The organism is Trinickia sp. LjRoot230, from assembly GCF_964253315.1.
In the GTDB taxonomy this organism is placed as follows: domain Bacteria; phylum Pseudomonadota; class Gammaproteobacteria; order Burkholderiales; family Burkholderiaceae; genus Trinickia.
In genome coordinates this window covers 4,202,613-4,217,926 of record NZ_CAXUQX020000001.1, presented here as the reverse complement: position 1 = coordinate 4,217,926, position 15,314 = coordinate 4,202,613, and the positions used below count along the sequence as shown (strand labels likewise).

At 60.9% G+C, this 15,314-nt stretch carries 14 protein-coding genes; 7 read left to right on the top strand and 7 right to left on the bottom strand.

Going from position 1 to position 15,314, the window contains the following annotated elements; translation table 11 throughout:
• The coding region (locus ACSQ20_RS19320; RefSeq protein ID WP_436022796.1) for a DnaA N-terminal domain-containing protein at positions 1–642 on the bottom strand (642 nt) is incomplete at its 3' end.
• A 447-nt stretch (positions 643–1,089) separates the two neighbouring features.
• On the opposite strand from ACSQ20_RS19320, the gene rpmH reads away from it, so the two are divergent.
• Genes rpmH through yidC form a run of 4 tightly spaced genes read left to right on the top strand, consistent with a single transcriptional unit; the run spans position 1,090 to position 3,728 of the window.
• Positions 1,090–1,224, top strand: a complete 135-nt coding sequence (gene rpmH / locus ACSQ20_RS19315) for a 50S ribosomal protein L34 (protein WP_133649748.1) — start codon at positions 1,090–1,092, stop codon at positions 1,222–1,224.
• 16 nt (positions 1,225–1,240) lie between these two features.
• The gene (locus ACSQ20_RS19310) at positions 1,241–1,759 is read left to right on the top strand and encodes a ribonuclease P protein component (RefSeq protein ID WP_436022794.1); all 519 of its coding nucleotides are present in this window, start codon (positions 1,241–1,243) and stop codon (positions 1,757–1,759) included.
• Positions 1,760–1,790: 31 nt separating this feature from the next.
• Entirely contained in the window at positions 1,791–2,021 is a 231-nt protein-coding gene (gene yidD, locus ACSQ20_RS19305) for a membrane protein insertion efficiency factor YidD (protein WP_436022792.1), read from the top strand.
• A gap of 30 nt (positions 2,022–2,051) precedes the next feature.
• Complete coding sequence (yidC, locus tag ACSQ20_RS19300) at positions 2,052–3,728, top strand: membrane protein insertase YidC (protein ID WP_436022790.1); 1,677 nt, start codon at positions 2,052–2,054, stop codon at positions 3,726–3,728.
• A gap of 77 nt (positions 3,729–3,805) precedes the next feature.
• Here yidC and ACSQ20_RS19295 read toward each other — a convergent pair whose 3' ends face one another.
• Positions 3,806–4,225: a transcriptional regulator gene (locus ACSQ20_RS19295; RefSeq protein WP_436022788.1), complete on the bottom strand. Its 420-nt coding sequence runs from the start codon at positions 4,223–4,225 to the stop codon at positions 3,806–3,808.
• 363 nt (positions 4,226–4,588) lie between these two features.
• On the opposite strand from ACSQ20_RS19295, the gene mnmE reads away from it, so the two are divergent.
• Positions 4,589–5,992 carry a tRNA uridine-5-carboxymethylaminomethyl(34) synthesis GTPase MnmE gene (gene mnmE / locus ACSQ20_RS19290; RefSeq protein WP_436022786.1) on the top strand — a complete coding sequence of 468 codons (1,404 nt, stop codon included), beginning with the start codon at positions 4,589–4,591 and terminating at the stop codon, positions 5,990–5,992.
• A gap of 773 nt (positions 5,993–6,765) precedes the next feature.
• On the opposite strand, the gene ACSQ20_RS19285 is transcribed toward mnmE, so the two are convergent.
• Together ACSQ20_RS19285 and ACSQ20_RS19280 are read right to left on the bottom strand one after the other, a co-directional pair.
• Positions 6,766–7,818, bottom strand: a complete 1,053-nt coding sequence (locus tag ACSQ20_RS19285; protein WP_436022784.1) for a fucose-binding lectin II — start codon at positions 7,816–7,818, stop codon at positions 6,766–6,768.
• A 95-nt stretch (positions 7,819–7,913) separates the two neighbouring features.
• On the bottom strand, positions 7,914–8,393 hold the full coding sequence (locus ACSQ20_RS19280) for a hypothetical protein (RefSeq protein WP_436022782.1): 480 nt from the start codon (positions 8,391–8,393) through the stop codon (positions 7,914–7,916).
• A gap of 321 nt (positions 8,394–8,714) precedes the next feature.
• Here ACSQ20_RS19280 and ACSQ20_RS19275 point away from each other — a divergent pair, with 321 nt between their 5' ends.
• Positions 8,715–10,895 carry a hypothetical protein gene (locus tag ACSQ20_RS19275; protein WP_436022780.1) on the top strand — a complete coding sequence of 727 codons (2,181 nt, stop codon included), beginning with the start codon at positions 8,715–8,717 and terminating at the stop codon, positions 10,893–10,895.
• Between the two features lie 22 nt (positions 10,896–10,917).
• Here ACSQ20_RS19275 and ACSQ20_RS19270 read toward each other — a convergent pair whose 3' ends face one another.
• Together ACSQ20_RS19270 and ACSQ20_RS19265 are read right to left on the bottom strand one after the other, a co-directional pair.
• Positions 10,918–11,268, bottom strand: coding sequence for a VOC family protein (locus ACSQ20_RS19270; protein ID WP_436022778.1), 351 nt, complete (start codon positions 11,266–11,268; stop codon positions 10,918–10,920).
• A gap of 31 nt (positions 11,269–11,299) precedes the next feature.
• Complete coding sequence (locus ACSQ20_RS19265; protein ID WP_436022776.1) at positions 11,300–13,531, bottom strand: heavy metal translocating P-type ATPase; 2,232 nt, start codon at positions 13,529–13,531, stop codon at positions 11,300–11,302.
• A gap of 89 nt (positions 13,532–13,620) precedes the next feature.
• Here ACSQ20_RS19265 and cadR point away from each other — a divergent pair, with 89 nt between their 5' ends.
• Entirely contained in the window at positions 13,621–14,052 is a 432-nt protein-coding gene (cadR, locus tag ACSQ20_RS19260; RefSeq protein ID WP_436022774.1) for a Cd(II)/Pb(II)-responsive transcriptional regulator, read from the top strand.
• Between the two features lie 78 nt (positions 14,053–14,130).
• Here the strand turns inward: cadR and ACSQ20_RS19255 are convergent, their stop codons facing one another.
• The gene (locus tag ACSQ20_RS19255; RefSeq protein WP_436022772.1) at positions 14,131–15,279 is read right to left on the bottom strand and encodes a branched-chain amino acid ABC transporter substrate-binding protein; all 1,149 of its coding nucleotides are present in this window, start codon (positions 15,277–15,279) and stop codon (positions 14,131–14,133) included.
• Between the last annotated feature and the right edge of the window lie 35 nt (positions 15,280–15,314).

The window sequence follows — 15,314 nt, the reverse complement described above, 5'->3', positions numbered from 1 at the left end:
CTGGACCGCCGCCGCGCGCGCAAGCTGATTCGCCTTGCCGGTCACGAAATTGTCGAACGTCAGCACCGGGTTCAGCTTCGAGCGCTCGTACATCGAATCGGTCTCGGCCCCACCGGGCGCACCGAAAACGCCAGGACGCCACGTGCGGCGGGCAGCTGCGGCCTCGCTCGCGTCGACCATCGGCAGATCGATATCGGCCGCGTCATGGGCGGGCTGCGTGCCGTTGGCGCCGTTGGTGCCGTTGCTATTACCGCGGCCGTTGACGCCGTTCTGATAAGCGTTGCCGCGGGTTCCACTCACGGCCGCTTCGGTCACCATCGAGGCCGCCGCCGATACCGACGCGGGCACACGCGGCAACGGCACCGACGAAGCGCCCACCGTTGCACGCGCGCTGGCCTTCGGATCAAGCACGAATTGCACTTCGACGGGTGCTTGCCAGAAGTCGCGCGCGAGATCGGAGATGCGGCCCGAAAACTGGCTCTTGACCCAATCGAGCTTGAAGCGGTTCGGCGCCGCGATCGACAGCGTGTTTGCTGCGGCATCGAACGCAACGGGCGCCAACGGTTTGATCCACGTCACATACTGCTGGGGCGTCAATTCACGCTCCAGCAGTGCGGAACAGTGTTGCCAGAATTCGTTCATCAGGGAGGTGGCGTCGTTTTTGGTGCACGATGACTGGTTGCCGCCCTCGGCGCGAAGCGCACATAGGGCCCGGACCGGCAGACAGCCCGCCACGAACTTCCTTTCGCGACAAGTACTTACGACGAACGGAGGAACGTAAAGCGGCGTGCAGGATTCTTGAGACAAGGTGGGATTCTACCGCCAAAAGCAGGCCGCCAGGGAGTTATCCACAGGGCCGGATCGTGCAAGAGGCGCACGTGCCGCACCGGCCCCGGTGTCTCGCGGCACGTTCTAACGTATTGACGGCCAACAGAAAACCGGTTTAAATAGCGGGTTCCCGCGAAAGCGAAAACCCAATTCCGACCGCCGATTGCACTTGGGCATGGCTTGAGTCATTGCTTGAGTTCGTTACTTGAGCATCAGACTAAGTATCAAGCGCGCGGTCCATTCTTCTCCAGTGAGAGCGACATGAAACGTACCTACCAACCTTCCGTCACGCGCCGCAAACGCACCCATGGCTTTCGTGTGCGCATGAAGACTGTCGGCGGTCGCAAGGTGATCAACGCCCGCCGCGCGAAGGGCCGCAAACGTCTGGCCATCTAAGGCGCCCAGGCGCGTCGTGTCCGACGCCCGCGGTAACGCGGGGAGGCTCGCCGCTGCCATCGGGCTTGGTCCGTTGCAAGCGCAAGCCGCCTTTCCCAAAGCCGCGAGGCTCCTTAAAACGGATGAGTTTTCATCCGTTTTTCGTTTACGCCCGTGGCGCCGGTCGGCCCACTTCGTCGTCTACGCAAGGCCCACCGGCAGCGATGCGCGCCTCGGCCTCGTGATCGGCAAGAAGTTTGCGCCGCGCGCGGCAACGCGCAATCTCGTGCGGCGCATCGCGCGGGAAACGTTTCGTCTGCGCCGCGCCGATTTTGGCGGCTGGGATGTGCTGCTGCGCCTGCATACGCGTGTCAACAAGACAGCGTACCCAAGCGCGGCGTCGCGGCCACTCAAAGCGCTGTGCCGCACCGAAATAGAGGCGCTGCTCGAGCATGTGGCAAGCGAAATCGCACGCCGCGAGCGCCAATCCGTAGTCGCACCCGCGGCACCTGTGCCGCCCTCGCCACCCGCGCCTGCCGGCCGGGCCGAGCATTGAAGTTCGGGGCGGATTTTGCCGCTTCATCACCATGCAAACGGTACTGATCGCATTGCTGCGCTTGTACAAGATTGCCCTGAGCCCGTTGCTCGGCAGCCGGTGCCGTTTTTATCCCTCCTGTTCCGATTACGCACGCGAGGCAATCCAGTATCATGGCGCCGGCCGCGGGAGTTACCTCGCGCTCAAGCGCCTGTGCCGCTGCCACCCCTTTTCCGCGGGCGGGATCGACCTTGTTCCACCCGTACCATCGAAAAAGCGCTGAAGCGCCGCTTTATCGACTCTGAGACCACGCATGGATATCAAACGCACCGTCCTATGGGCGATCTTCTTCGTGTCAGCGATCATGCTGTTCGACAACTGGCAGCGCGAACACGGCCACCCGTCGATGTTCTTCCCGACGCCGGCCGCCACGCGCAACGCCGCAGGCCCTGCACCGGGTAGTACCGTCAGTGCCGCACAAGCGGCTGCGGGCGCCAGCGCCGCGCCGTCCGCAGCGGGCGTCGCCGCGGCCGGCGCCACGCCCGGACAGCCGCAAGCTGCCGCGCAGCTGATCCATTTCAGCACGAACATCTACGAAGGCACCATCGACACGCGCGGCGGCACGCTCGACAAGCTCACACTGACACGCAATAGCGACCCGAAGCAAGCCGACCTGAATGTCACGCTCTTCGATCACACGGCGACGCACACGTATCTGGCGCGGACTGGCGTGATCGGCGGCGACTTCCCCTATCACAACGACGTCTTCACGCCTGTCGCGGGTCCGCGTGCGCTCACCGGCGACGAAAAGTCGTTCCAAATCAGCCTTGAATCGCCGGTCAAAGGCGGCGTAAAAGTTATCAAAACCTACACGTTCACGCGCAGCAGCTACGTGATCGGCGTGAGCACGAAGATCGAGAACGTGGGCACGACGCCGGTCACGCCGACCGTCTACATGGAACTCGTGCGCGACGGCGAACCAGTGGACACGCCGCGCTTCTCGCATACGTTCATCGGGCCGGCCGTCTATACGAACGAGCATCACTTCCAGAAGATTTCGTTTGGCGATATCGATAAAAACAAGGCGGAGTACGCGGCGTCCGCCGATAATGGCTGGATCGCGATGGTGCAGCACTACTTCGCGTCGGCCTGGATTCCGCAACAAGGTGCGAAGCGCGAGATCTACGTCGAGAAGATCGACCCGACGCTTTATCGCGTCGGTATGCGCGAGCCGCTCGCTGCGCTCGCGCCGGGCCAATCGGTCGATGTCTCAGCCCGGCTTTTTGCCGGCCCCGAAGAAGAACGCGTGCTCGAAGGGATCGCGCCGGGCCTCGATCTCGTGAAGGACTATGGCTGGGTGACGATCATCGCCAAGCCGCTCTTCTGGCTGCTCGAAAAGATCTACAGTGTCGTCGGCAACTGGGGTTGGGCAATCGTGCTGCTCACGCTGCTGATCAAGGCGGTGTTCTTCCCGTTATCGGCAGCCAGCTACAAGTCGATGGCGCGCATGAAGGAAATCACGCCGCGTATGCAGGCACTGCGCGAGCGCTTCAAGGGCGAGCCGCAAAAGATGAACGCGGCGCTGATGGAGCTCTACAAAACCGAGAAAGTGAACCCATTCGGCGGCTGCCTGCCGATCGTGATTCAGATCCCGGTGTTCATTTCGCTTTACTGGGTGCTGCTCTCGTCGGTGGAAATGCGCGGCGCGCCGTGGGTGCTCTGGATTCACGATCTGTCGCAACAAGATCCGTTCTACATCCTGCCGGTGCTGATGGCAGTCTCGATGTTCGTGCAGACGAAGCTGAACCCGACGCCGCCGGACCCGGTCCAGGCCAAGATGATGATGTTCATGCCGATCGCGTTCTCGGTCATGTTCTTCTTCTTCCCGTCCGGCCTCGTGCTCTACTACGTCGTCAACAACGTGCTGTCGATCGCGCAGCAGTACTACATCACGCGAATGATGGGCGCTAAGAGGAAGGCTGCTGCCTGACGTATCTACCGTAGGTCGGCGTTGTCGGACGTAAAAAAATCGCCTGGTTAGCCAGGCGATTTTTTTATCATTCGTCACTAGTCGGAACTATCTCCGTAAAACTGGGCGATCAATTCCTGCACCAGATAGCGATGGTGTGGCGACAGCGCTTCAATCTTCGAAGCGAGCTCGATGGTTTCGGGAGTGAGTGGATACTTCTCATCGCGCGGTAGCGGTTTGGGCGTGACGCGGGCTGTCGCACTGGGCGGCGGCCCATAGTGGAGCCAGTGCAGATCGACACGCAGCCAGTCGGCCAGCGTCGCGAGCTTGTCAGCCGTGGGAATCGTGCGGCCCGTGAGCCATTTATGGGCGGTTTGCGGCGAAATCGGGTGCTCGCCGCGGTAACGCAGGTTGAAGTGCAACGCGAGCTGCGTCCCACCCGTCACCTTCTCCGGGCAGCGCTGCAAGGCGAACTTCAGGCGTTCGGAGAACGCCGCTTTTTCTTCGGCGGTCGGCATCGCAAAATTGTGCAATCGAGCCCACACCAACGAGACAACCGATCAAGACAGCTTTAGCTTGAATAAGCGCGCATTTAGCCGAATCAAGCCGCGATATGCTCACCGCTTTTATCGCCCGGACGGGTCCGCAAGCCAAGTTCGGCAGCGCTTTGCGCATAGCAGCCACGGTTTTTTGCTTCCGTTCGTCGGAAGAATACACTATCCCACTTGAGATAAATCTCATTTGTGCTACGGGCCCCAGCCGTCTGCGCCAAGCGCACTGAAAAGCGCATCGAGGGCACGTTACAATGCCGATCGCCTGCGGCATTCGCGGGCTCGCTTATCCGAACGTCGTTTTTGGTTTTTGCTTTTCCACGCTCCGTCATGCTTGCCATCGATTCAGATCCGATCGTCGCTATTGCCACCGCGCCCGGGCGAGGTGGCATTGGCGTGGTGCGCATATCGTGTGGCCGCGCCGGCGAGACGGCTGCCGTCGCGCTGATGCAGGCACTGTGCGCGCAAGTGCTGGCGTCGCGTCACGCCAGTTATGTCGCTTTCGTCGATGCAGGCGGCAACGCGCTCGATCGCGGCATAGCGCTTTATTTCCCCGCGCCGCAGTCGTATACGGGCGAACACGTGATCGAACTACAAGGACACGGTGGCCCCGTCGTGCTGCAGCTCGTGTTGCAGCGCTGCCTCGAAGCCGGCGCCACATTCGGCTTGCGCCTCGCAGCGCCCGGCGAATTCACGCGGCGCGCGTTTCTGAACGACAAACTCGATCTGGCTCAAGCCGAGGCCGTCGCCGATCTGATCGAGGCAAGCACCGAGGCCGCGGCGCGTTCAGCCGGGCGCTCGCTCGAAGGCGTTTTCTCGAAAGACATTCACGCGCTCGTCGACGAAGTCATTGCGTTGCGCATGCTCGTGGAGGCAACGCTCGATTTTCCGGAAGAAGAGATTGATTTCCTCGAGGCCGCCGATGCGCGCGGCAAGCTTGCCCATATCCGCGAGCGGCTCGCCCGCGTGCTCGGCGAGGCACGGCAAGGCGCCTTATTAAGAGAGGGGCTGACCGTTGTGCTCGCCGGGCAGCCGAACGTCGGCAAGTCGTCGTTGCTCAATGCGCTCGCGGGAGCGGAACTTGCCATCGTGACGCCAGTTGCGGGCACGACGCGCGACAAGGTTGCACAGACCATTCAAATCGAAGGCATTCCACTGCACGTCATCGATACGGCCGGCTTGCGCGACACCGAGGACGAGGTCGAAAAAATCGGCATCGCGCGAAGTTGGGACGAAATCGAGAAAGCCGACGTCGTGCTGCATCTGCTCGATGCGAGAACGGGTATAACGCTCGAGGACGAGGCAATTGCCAAGCGCTTTGCGGCAGGCGTGCCGATCGTGCGCGTGCTCAATAAAACCGATTTGACCGAGCTTGGCCCCGAGGTGAATCGGCTTAGCGCGATCAACGGCGATAGTGAGGTGTGCGAAGTAAGACTGTCGGCGAAAAAAAGCGAAGGTATCGATTTGTTGCGCGCGCAACTACTTCGCATCGCGGGTTGGCAGGCAAGCACGGAAAGCGTTTATCTCGCGCGCGAACGACATTTGATCGCGCTGCGCGGCGCGCAGGATCATCTGGCGCTCGCCGCCGAGCATAGCGACGCGGGGAATCAGTCGCTCGATCTCTTTGCCGAGGAGTTGCGGCTTGCGCAAGAAGAACTCAATTCGATTACCGGCGAATTTACGTCGGATGACTTGCTGGGTGTGATTTTTAGCCGGTTTTGTATTGGGAAGTAGGGGTCATGCCACCCACTTCGTTGGGTTCTGGATTGAGCCGCCTCGCCCTCTCAGTGACCTGTCTGCACATCGAGCGGATTTGGGACCAGGCGACGGGCGCTTTCGGCGGCGGCGGACCGCACACGCTCGAGCATAGGACGCATTAAAGCAGGCGCTTGACGAAGTCGCAGCAAAGCAGTGCGCCGATGATCATGCGATGAGCTGCTTGCGTCCGCAGATATCGCCGGCGCGCTCGGGGCCGCTTTGACGTCGGGCGTCAGCGCCGAAAAATTCGCATCGGGGTTATTGAGGCCACTGGCCTCACGAATCTTGACCGCTTCGTCCGTCACTTCCTCTCTGGACGCACCGCTACCGTTGTTCTCTTTCATCACGTTCTCAACGGCCTTGTGCAAAATAGCCCTTCTGAGCGGGCCAGCGCTATCACCGCCGCTCTTACCTTTGGCAAACAGGGTGAGCGGGACATGAGTGTCCGCAGCGTCTTGGTCTTGCGGCAGTCGTTGTCGCCTGAGCAACGCCAATTCGGCAATCACTGCGCCCGCGGATGGCTTCGGGGCCGACAGCCCTGAATGAGCCGGCTGCGATGTGACGGCGGCGGCGCCATAATCGCGGCTCTCGGCGTTCGGTCGATGTGAAATGCCGTGGGGGAACATTTTTGTAATTTCAAGAAGAAGAGAAGGAAGACCATATTCTTAGCGAAGACGCTCGCCTGCTACGGGCACGGCGCGAACAATCGTCGTGGGAGCCGAACGCTCGACCGCCGATCAGCTTGTTGATCATTGCGTCGATATCGACCAAGCCAGCACCACCACAGCGGCCTTGGACGTGCCATCTTCGTCGGCGCCGTTATGTGCTGAAGCGATGCCAACAATCGAGCCGTCAGAGCCCGGAACCGGGAACTGCCCCGTCTGTGTTTGACACGCAACGTTGCCCGCCCAGATGTTGATGCGCACACCCCCTTTGGCATCGCTCGTCAGGAACTCCGTTTGCCGGTCTTCCTTCGCTCCCGCCTGACCCGTGAAACGGTAGCTTGGATCAACATCGCTGCCCAAAACGAGGTCTACCGTCTGTTCGGCCTTTGAATTCCACAGAACCGTGACCGCAAACGACGTATTGGGCGGGACGTCGAATAGTGTCGGTGTCGGTGTCGGTGTCGGTGTCGGTGTCGGTGTCGGTGTCGGTGTCGGTGTCGGTGTCGGTGTCGGTGTCGGTGTCGGTGTCGGTGTCGGTGTCGGTGTCGGTGTCGGTTGCGATGACGCCGATATCGATCCTACGGCTGCCGACTCCAAAAGCCACAACCAGTACTGACTGGCGCGAACGTTCGGGTCTTGTGCGTTCACTTTGTAGGGCGGCCCATTCAAAACGTCTGCCCTGTCGCAAATCAGCACGTTCGCACCGGATCGAAACTCTACTCCCGTGCCGCCCGGCTGGCTGTATGCAATTGGACCGTGTGTGCGCGGAATGGCCACTATGTTCCAAGCGCAAGCCGCCGCGTCGCTAGCGGTCATCGGCAAATTCGTATAGGCATCGGGAATGCCAGAACCCGGAGCAAAGAGAAACGGGCCTCGCGTAAAGCCCGGTGCCGGGCTCACCATCAGATAGACAAGATCGCCATCAATGACGGGCTGTCCAAACTTGCCGTCTTGAATGTTCTCCCACGTCGACCTGATCACCCACGGCGTCGCTATATCGATCGACAAGGACGATGCTGCCGGCCGGTTTTCATCGTTATGCAGGTAACCGCGGCTGCTCAACGGGATCTTGTCGTTGGTATTGATCGTATCGAGCCTGATGAAAACAGAAGCCCCATACGTTATCGAATCGCTCATTTTCGAACATCTCCAAACGGTGGCGAAGTAGCGCAGGGCGACAGTCAACGCTCAAATAGTAAGGACTGCGAAACAATGCTTATTTGCAGGGCCAATCACTGCGCGATAGCAAACCTGCAGCCGGCAGTAAAACGCGCCAGGCTCTTTGTAATGGCGGGTTGGAACACGTTATCGTTGGCAAAGGCGAACCATGCGTTGATGTCATCAGCCAGCCTCACCGGATACAGGCCGTTAAGCGGAGGACCAACCTTCCCGCCGCACGTAAAGCGCGCTGGCGGTGATTCGTCGTTCCCGTCGCGTCCGTTCGCTTCGAAATAGCTGTAGCCCTTGTTGCTCAAATCGGCCGCGTTATAGGTCAGATACGTGTTGGTTGCGACGTTTCTGAAACCGGTCACACATGCTTCTTTATCTTCCGACGGCACGCCCTCGACGTACCACTTGCTTTCGTCCGTCACCGCTAGAGGCGTAAGCAGCACCATGAAAGTACGCGACTGCGCGTTGCTAGCGACAGATAAATAAAAACCGCCTGAAGTGTTGGGCACGTTCGCCATTTGGATGGTCACTTTGATAGCCATGACGCCCCCCTTCGCAAGAAAAACTCGATAACGCCGCGAAACGAGCGTAGCGGCAACCGAACACGAAAAGACCTGATGAAATCGCTAGGATTTGGACTGTCGGTGCCGAAGCGCCGGCGGCTAACACATACCTTACAGATCAAATCCCAAAGGTCCGCGTCATTGGCACGCGTCGCACCGATGCTCGATAGGTTCGTTGCGCAGCGCATCGCTGCGCTTAACTCCCGCCACCTCCGCAAGCCCTCCGTAGACTAGGAATGATGGCGACGTTGCACATGCAAACGTCAACCGGAAGAGAGGAAAAACGGAGCGGCCTGCATCATGCGAATTTCCAACGATCACTCGTCGCAGAAGCCCGATGACGGCGGCGCCGGGCGAGCAGCGTACGAGCTCAAGCCATACGCCCAACACGTCGTGCCTCCTCATTTGAGTGAGCTTGTCGAATTGGCTAGCACAGTCGCCGCCGCAAAAGGTTTGGAGCCTAAAGCGCCGCCGCCGGCCGACGCCACGTCGGAATTGCAAACGGCCGCGTTTGCAACGTTCAGAGTTACGCGAGCCAAAGACATCGGTCTGACACCAGGGCAGTTCGTTAATGCGCTGCGCGACAGCAAAAGCGGGAAAGGCCGTCGCCCAATAGTCAAGGCATTCGGCGACCGAGTTCCGCACCCTGGATCGAGAGAGCGGAAAGCGCTGAATAAAGTCACTGAATGTTTGCGCGATGAAGTCAAACTGATCAAGGAAGATCAGAAAACGAGCGCGCGCCTTTCCGAATGGTTCGCATCCCTAAGCACTGATGCACAAGCAAACATCCAAGTCGGGCCGCTCGCGCAGGGCATGGGCGCATGGATGCAGCCATTGATCGTGCGCGTGGGCAACGATGCCACGCAAATTTTCAATGCGCATTACCTAATGGACTTGCCGCCCGAGATACTCGCCGCGCTGCCCGAGGACCAGCGGGCTTGGCTCGACGCGCGCACAGGTACGTGGAACGCGCTGGGCATCGACAACGGTTCGCAAGCGAAAGCATTCGTCGACGAATATTTTGAAATCACCGATCTCGACGCGCGCGGCCCCTTGCCGTTCGAGCTGGAGCGGATTTGCGAACTCGAGCCGGGACTGAGAGATATGCTTCTGTCCTTGCAGGATCGCGGCCTATCGGTCGCATACATCAAGGCGACGCATACCCCAGACGCCATTCTCGACAAAGTGAGCGACCTCAGGAAGCTGCAAAAAGCCTACGTATCGAACTGGCTTCGAGACTTGATACAAAACGGCGACATGCCCACGATCACGGCGAACGACGTCGCCGCCATTGCGGACGGCCACATGAAAGCGCACCGCAAAGCCCACAAGCGTGTGCCCGAAAACACATTGGAAGCGCAACTGACCGATGATGCGCTTGCCGAGGAGTTCGACGAACGACTCGGCTTTGTCGAGGCGGCCAATCTCATCAGCAGTTTTTCGAGCAGCTTGATGGGCGTGGTTCAGACGGGCATATCACCGCCCAGCGCTGAACTTGCACAGATCAATCGGATCATCCACGAATACGTCGGCAGCGAATGGGCAGCCAGACGCGTCGGCTTCGACGATTCATTCCGCGTCGGGGAAAGCGTGCGCGAGACGATCAAGATGCTGATGGCGGTTTCGCCAATAGCCGAAGTCGTTCAACGGCTCCTGCACCTGGATGGTGTCGCCAAGTTCATGGCTGGCTCGGCCGACAACATCATCGCGGAAAAAGGCGACCTCGACAGTTGGGCGGCCGCGGGGGTCCCGAAATCCGATATTCTCAAGCGAGCCGGGTTCATGGTACCCGTGGTACTGGCGGACCTGGAGCTGTCGACCCACGTTGACGAGATCGCGCAAAAACTGGGCCCCCATGTGGGCGGCGGCGCGTTTTCTCTTTCCGCTGTGCTCCTGCCGCTTTGCACGACGCTATTTTCGATCCAGTATTTTGCAACCCAATATCGCAGGCTCGACAAAGAGGGCAAGCTCAAGGGAAGCTCGCCGTTGAACCCTAAGGAACGCGAAGAGCTTGATGATCTCGCGTCGAAAGAAGGCTTGATTCGCCGCATTTCCGAGGCGCTCGACAAGCACAATGCAAAGCCGGCGGTGCGCGAGACGATCATCGAGGGTTTGCGCCAAATCGACACCTCGGCGCTCAACCTCCACCCGATCGAGCGTAAGGCCAGTGTCAGCCGATTGCGTGCTACGGGCGCGGCGATGAGGGAAGTCATGGTTGTCAATCAAGCTCAGATTGGACTCGTGACGGCCTCGCTATTGTCGATAGCCCTCGGCACAGCAGCTGGCGACCTCGTCTTGCACGATGCGACGATTGAAACGCTGCTAGGTGCCGCCGAGCTTCCGTTCGCGTTCCTAAGCCTGAAAGCGGTAAAGCAGGTGCACGACCATGGCTGGAAGCGCGACGTGAAGCGCCTCGAACCGCGCGGTCTGCTGGAACTGGAAAGCGGTACGACGGAACCCGAACCGGAACCCGCCGCGTGATGCAAGCGCTACAAGCATCGCATCACCGATGCGCAAGCACATTCACCAGCCGGCCAAACGGATCACGCACGTAAAAGCGCCTTACCCCCCAAGGCTCGTCGGCGGGGCCATACACGAGCGGCACGCCCGCATCTCTCACCCGTTGCAGCGCGGCGTCGATGTCATCAACCTCGATCGACAAGTCCGGCACAGGTGTGCCGGAGCCGCCCTCGGACGCAAAGCTGACCTGCACGCTCATCTGCTCCGATGAACCGAACGTGACGATAAAGCCGAGGTCCATCAAACACTCGAGCCCAAGCACATCCTGATAAAACGACGCGGCTCGGCTGACGTCGGGCGTGCTGATGTTGGAAACGATGCGTTTCACTTTCATGTCGAAGGGCCCTTGTTTCGCTATTCGTTTATCACTTGCGCAATAGCCGCAAGCCGTTGCCGACGACGATCAGACTCGCCCCGGCATCCGCGAACACCGCCATCCACATGGTGCCGAGCCCCGCCAGTGCCAGCCCGAAAAATATCAGCTTGATCGTCAGCGCAAACGCGATATTTTGCGCCAGCACCGCATGCGTGGCGCGCGACAAGCGCACGAACGACGCGATCTTGCGCAAGTCGTCGTCCATCAACGCGACATCGGCCGTCTCGATCGCGGCGTCCGTGCCCATCGCACCCATCGCGAAGCCGATGTCCGCGCGCGCCAGCGCCGGCGCATCGTTGATGCCGTCGCCCACCATGCCCACCACCACGCCGTTCGCCGACAACGCGTCGATCGCGTTGAGCTTGTCATCCGGCAACTGATCGCCGCGCACGTCGTCGATGCCGATCGCCTCGCCAATCGCACGTGCCGTATGGGCGTTGTCGCCGCTCAGCATGGCCGTCCGAATGCCGAGCCGATGCAACTGCTCAACCGCCGCGCGGCTCGTGTCCTTGATGGTATCCGCCACAGCGAAAAGCGCGAGCACGCTGCGCTCGTCGATCAGCATCACCACCGTCTTGCCCTGGCGCTCGAGGCGCTCGAGCCGAGCTTCGAGCGCGGGCGAGCACCGTTCGAGTGTTTCGACGAGTCGATGATTGCCGAGCCAATAGCGTTTGCCTTCGATGACGCCTGTTACGCCCTGCCCTGGCAGCGCCTCGAACACGGCCACCGCTGCGAGCCCGCTCGCGCCGGCCGCAATCGCACGCGAAACGGGATGATCCGAACGCTCGCCGAGGCTGGCAGCCAAGCGCTGGCAAGCGGCTTCGTCAAGTTCGCCGCATCGCTCGAACTCAGTCTGCACCGGTTTGCCGTGCGTGATCGTGCCGGTCTTGTCGAGCGCGAGCCAGCGCAACTTGCGACCTTGCTCGAGGTAGACGCCGCCTTTGACGAGGATGCCGCGCCGCGCGGCCGCGGCAAGGCCGCTCACGATCGTAACGGGGGTCGAGATCACCAGCGCGCATGGGCAAGCGATGACGAGCAGCACCAGCGCGCGGTAGACCCAATCCCGCCACGCGCCGTCGAATGCGAGCGGTGGCACGATCGCAGCCGCCACGGCAAGCGCGAACACGATCGGCGTATAAACGCGCGCGAAGCGATCGACAAAGCGCTGCGTCGGAGCCTTCTTGCTCTGCGCCGCTTCGACAGCGTGAATGATCCGCGCGAGCGTCGTATTGCCGGCGACGGCGCTCACGCGATAGTGAAACGAGCCGGCTTGGTTGACGGTCCCGGCGAAAATGGCATCGCCAACCGTCTTCTCGATCGGCAGGCTTTCGCCCGTTATCGGGGCCTGGTCGACGGTTGAGCGCCCCTCGACCACAGTGCCGTCAAGCGCGATGCGCTCGCCCGGCTGCACGCGCACGAGCGCACCGAGTGCGACGCTGCGCGCCTCGACGCTGACCCAACTGCCGTCGTGCTGCTGCACGGTCGCGGTGTCGGGCGCGAGCTGCATCAACCCTTCGATGGCATGCCGCGCCCGATCAAGCGATTTCGCCTCGATCAACTCAGCGGCCGCGAACAGCACCATCACCATCGCCGCCTCAGGCCACTGCCCCAGCGCCATCGCACCAGTCACGGCGATGCTCATCAGCGCGTTGATATTGAGGTTGCCGTTGCGAACGGCAATCCACCCTTTGCGATACGTGCCGAAGCCGGAGAACGCGACGGCGACGCCGGCAAGCGCGCCAGCCAGCCAAATCGACAGTCCGAACCACGTCGCGGCCTCCGCGCCGAGCGCCGCCGCACAGGCAACTGCAACCGGCCACCAGCGGCGGCTCGGCCTCGGAAGGGCGCTTTGTGAGAACGTGGCATCGTCGGCCAGTTCGGGAACGAAGCCAAGCGAGCGGATCGCATCGAGAACCGGAGCCAATGCGTCGCGTGCATGAACCACCGTCAGCACACGCTGCATCAAATTGAATTCCATGCTGCTCACGGCGGGCATCGCGCCGAGCTTGTCTCGGATCAACGCCTCTTCCGTCGGGCAATCCATCTGCATGATGCGGATCGATGTTCGAATCGACACGGTTTCGCCCTCGCCCGTCACCACCGCGGGCGACAGTGGCGCGAGTGTGCCGGACTCTGGCGTATGCGCGCTCGCGCAGCAGGCGTCGTGGCCGTGATGATGACGGTGTGCAGACTCGTGCGGCGCGTGATGGGATTCGGACATCAGTGCTTCTCTACTCGTATTCGGTCGATGGAGTACAGTGAACACCTTGAAGCCACTATAAGGTCAACCCGACCGGCGAGGAATGCACGATGAAGATCGGTGAACTAGCCAAAGCGGCGTGCTGCACGACCGAAACCATCCGGTTCTACGAGAAAGAGGGCCTGATGCCCGACGCGCAGCGCACCGACGCGAACTATCGTCATTACACGGACGTCCATATCGAAAGGCTGCGCTTCATTCGGAATTGCCGTGCGCTCGATATGACGCACGACGAGATTCGCGCGTTGTTGCGTCTGATCGATGACCCGGCTGACCGCTGTGCCTCCATCGACGCATTACTCGACGAGCATATCGGACACGTGGAGCAACGCCTCGCCGAACTGCAGCAACTCAAGGAACAACTCGGCGAGTTGCGCGAGCAGTGCACCGGCGCGCGCACCGTCGACGCCTGCGGCATCGTCCAAGGCCTCGCCGCGATGGAAACCGTCTCGTCGCCAGCCAAACGCACCCACGTCGGATAACGGCGGCCGCATAAACGAAAAAACGCCCCGCGGGGAAACCACTCTCCCGCGGGGCGCTCGATGCGGCGGCGAATCGAATTACTTGCCGCCGATGCTTTTCAGCGCCTTCCACTGGCCATCTACGACCTTGTAGATCGTAATGCCGCCGTTCTTCAGATCGCCGCGTTCGTCATAAGCGAGGTGGCTCGTCGTCACGCCGGCCATATCCGTCTTCGCCAACATCGGCAAGTACTTGACTGGATCGGTCGAATCGGCCTTTTTCATCGCATTGAACATCGCCATCGCGCCGTCATAAGCGTACGGCGAGTACGTTTGCACGTCCGCACCGAAACGCTTCTTGTACTTCACGACGTAGACCTTACCGCCGGGCATGTCGTCGAGCGGCAAGCCCGCAAGCGAAGCAATCGTGCCCTCTGCCGCGCTGCCCGCGATTTTCAGGAACGTCGGGGTGTGCACCATTTCGCCGCTCATCAGCGGCGCTTTGACGCCGAGCGACTTCATCTGCTTGACCATCGGCGCCGCTTGCGAATCCGCACCGCCGTAGTAGATCAGATCCGGGTTGGTCGCCTTGAGCTTCGTCAGAATCGCCTTGAAGTCGACGGCCTTGTCGTTCGTGAATTCACGATCGACAATCGTCGCACCAGCCGCCTTCGCTGCTTTCGCAAACTGATCGGCGAGGCCCTGGCCGTAAGCCGTGCGATCGTCGACGATCGCGATCTTCTTCATCTTGAGATCTTTCGCGGCGAACGTGCCGGCCACGGAGCCTTGCTGCGTGTCCGACGTCATCATGCGGAATGTCGTCTTGAATCCTTGCTGCGTGTACTCGGGCGCCGTCGCCATCGCGATTTCGGGAATGCCCGCGTTCGCGTAAATGCGCGAAGCCGGAATCGTCGTGCCTGAGTTGAAGTGGCCGAGCATGCCCTTGACGCCGTCATCGACGAGCTTTTGCGCGACCGTCGTGCCGGTGCGCGGATCAGCCTGATCATCGGCCGAATCGAGCACGAAGCGCACCGGCTTGCCGCCGATGACAGGCTTCGTCGCATTCATCTCTTCGACAGCGAGCGTGATGCCGTTCTGAAAATCGGCGCCGTAGTGCGCTTGCGCGCCCGTCATCGGGCCGGCAAAACCAACCTTCACGTCCTCGACCTGCTGCGCATACGCGGTCCCCGCCACCGACATTGCCGCAACAATTGCTGCGCCCGCCAGCTGTTTCATTTTGTATTGCATAGGTTCTCCTTGAAACCAAGTAGGTGTGGAGCGGC

What these genes read in the sequence shown, in the direction of transcription:
- rpmH (WP_133649748.1), top strand. Translation starts at nt 1,090, where the DNA reads ATGAAACGTACCTACCAACCTTCCGTCACGCGCCGCAAACGCACCCAT.
- yidD (WP_436022792.1), top strand. Translation starts at nt 1,791, where the DNA reads ATGCAAACGGTACTGATCGCATTGCTGCGCTTGTACAAGATTGCCCTG.
- yidC (WP_436022790.1), top strand. Translation starts at nt 2,052, where the DNA reads ATGGATATCAAACGCACCGTCCTATGGGCGATCTTCTTCGTGTCAGCG.
- ACSQ20_RS19295 (WP_436022788.1), bottom strand. Translation starts at nt 4,225, where the DNA reads ATGCCGACCGCCGAAGAAAAAGCGGCGTTCTCCGAACGCCTGAAGTTC.
- mnmE (WP_436022786.1), top strand. Translation starts at nt 4,589, where the DNA reads ATGCTTGCCATCGATTCAGATCCGATCGTCGCTATTGCCACCGCGCCC.
- ACSQ20_RS19285 (WP_436022784.1), bottom strand. Translation starts at nt 7,818, where the DNA reads ATGAGCGATTCGATAACGTATGGGGCTTCTGTTTTCATCAGGCTCGAT.
- ACSQ20_RS19280 (WP_436022782.1), bottom strand. Translation starts at nt 8,393, where the DNA reads ATGGCTATCAAAGTGACCATCCAAATGGCGAACGTGCCCAACACTTCA.
- ACSQ20_RS19275 (WP_436022780.1), top strand. Translation starts at nt 8,715, where the DNA reads ATGCGAATTTCCAACGATCACTCGTCGCAGAAGCCCGATGACGGCGGC.
- ACSQ20_RS19270 (WP_436022778.1), bottom strand. Translation starts at nt 11,268, where the DNA reads ATGAAAGTGAAACGCATCGTTTCCAACATCAGCACGCCCGACGTCAGC.
- ACSQ20_RS19265 (WP_436022776.1), bottom strand. Translation starts at nt 13,531, where the DNA reads ATGTCCGAATCCCATCACGCGCCGCACGAGTCTGCACACCGTCATCAT.
- cadR (WP_436022774.1), top strand. Translation starts at nt 13,621, where the DNA reads ATGAAGATCGGTGAACTAGCCAAAGCGGCGTGCTGCACGACCGAAACC.
- ACSQ20_RS19255 (WP_436022772.1), bottom strand. Translation starts at nt 15,279, where the DNA reads ATGCAATACAAAATGAAACAGCTGGCGGGCGCAGCAATTGTTGCGGCA.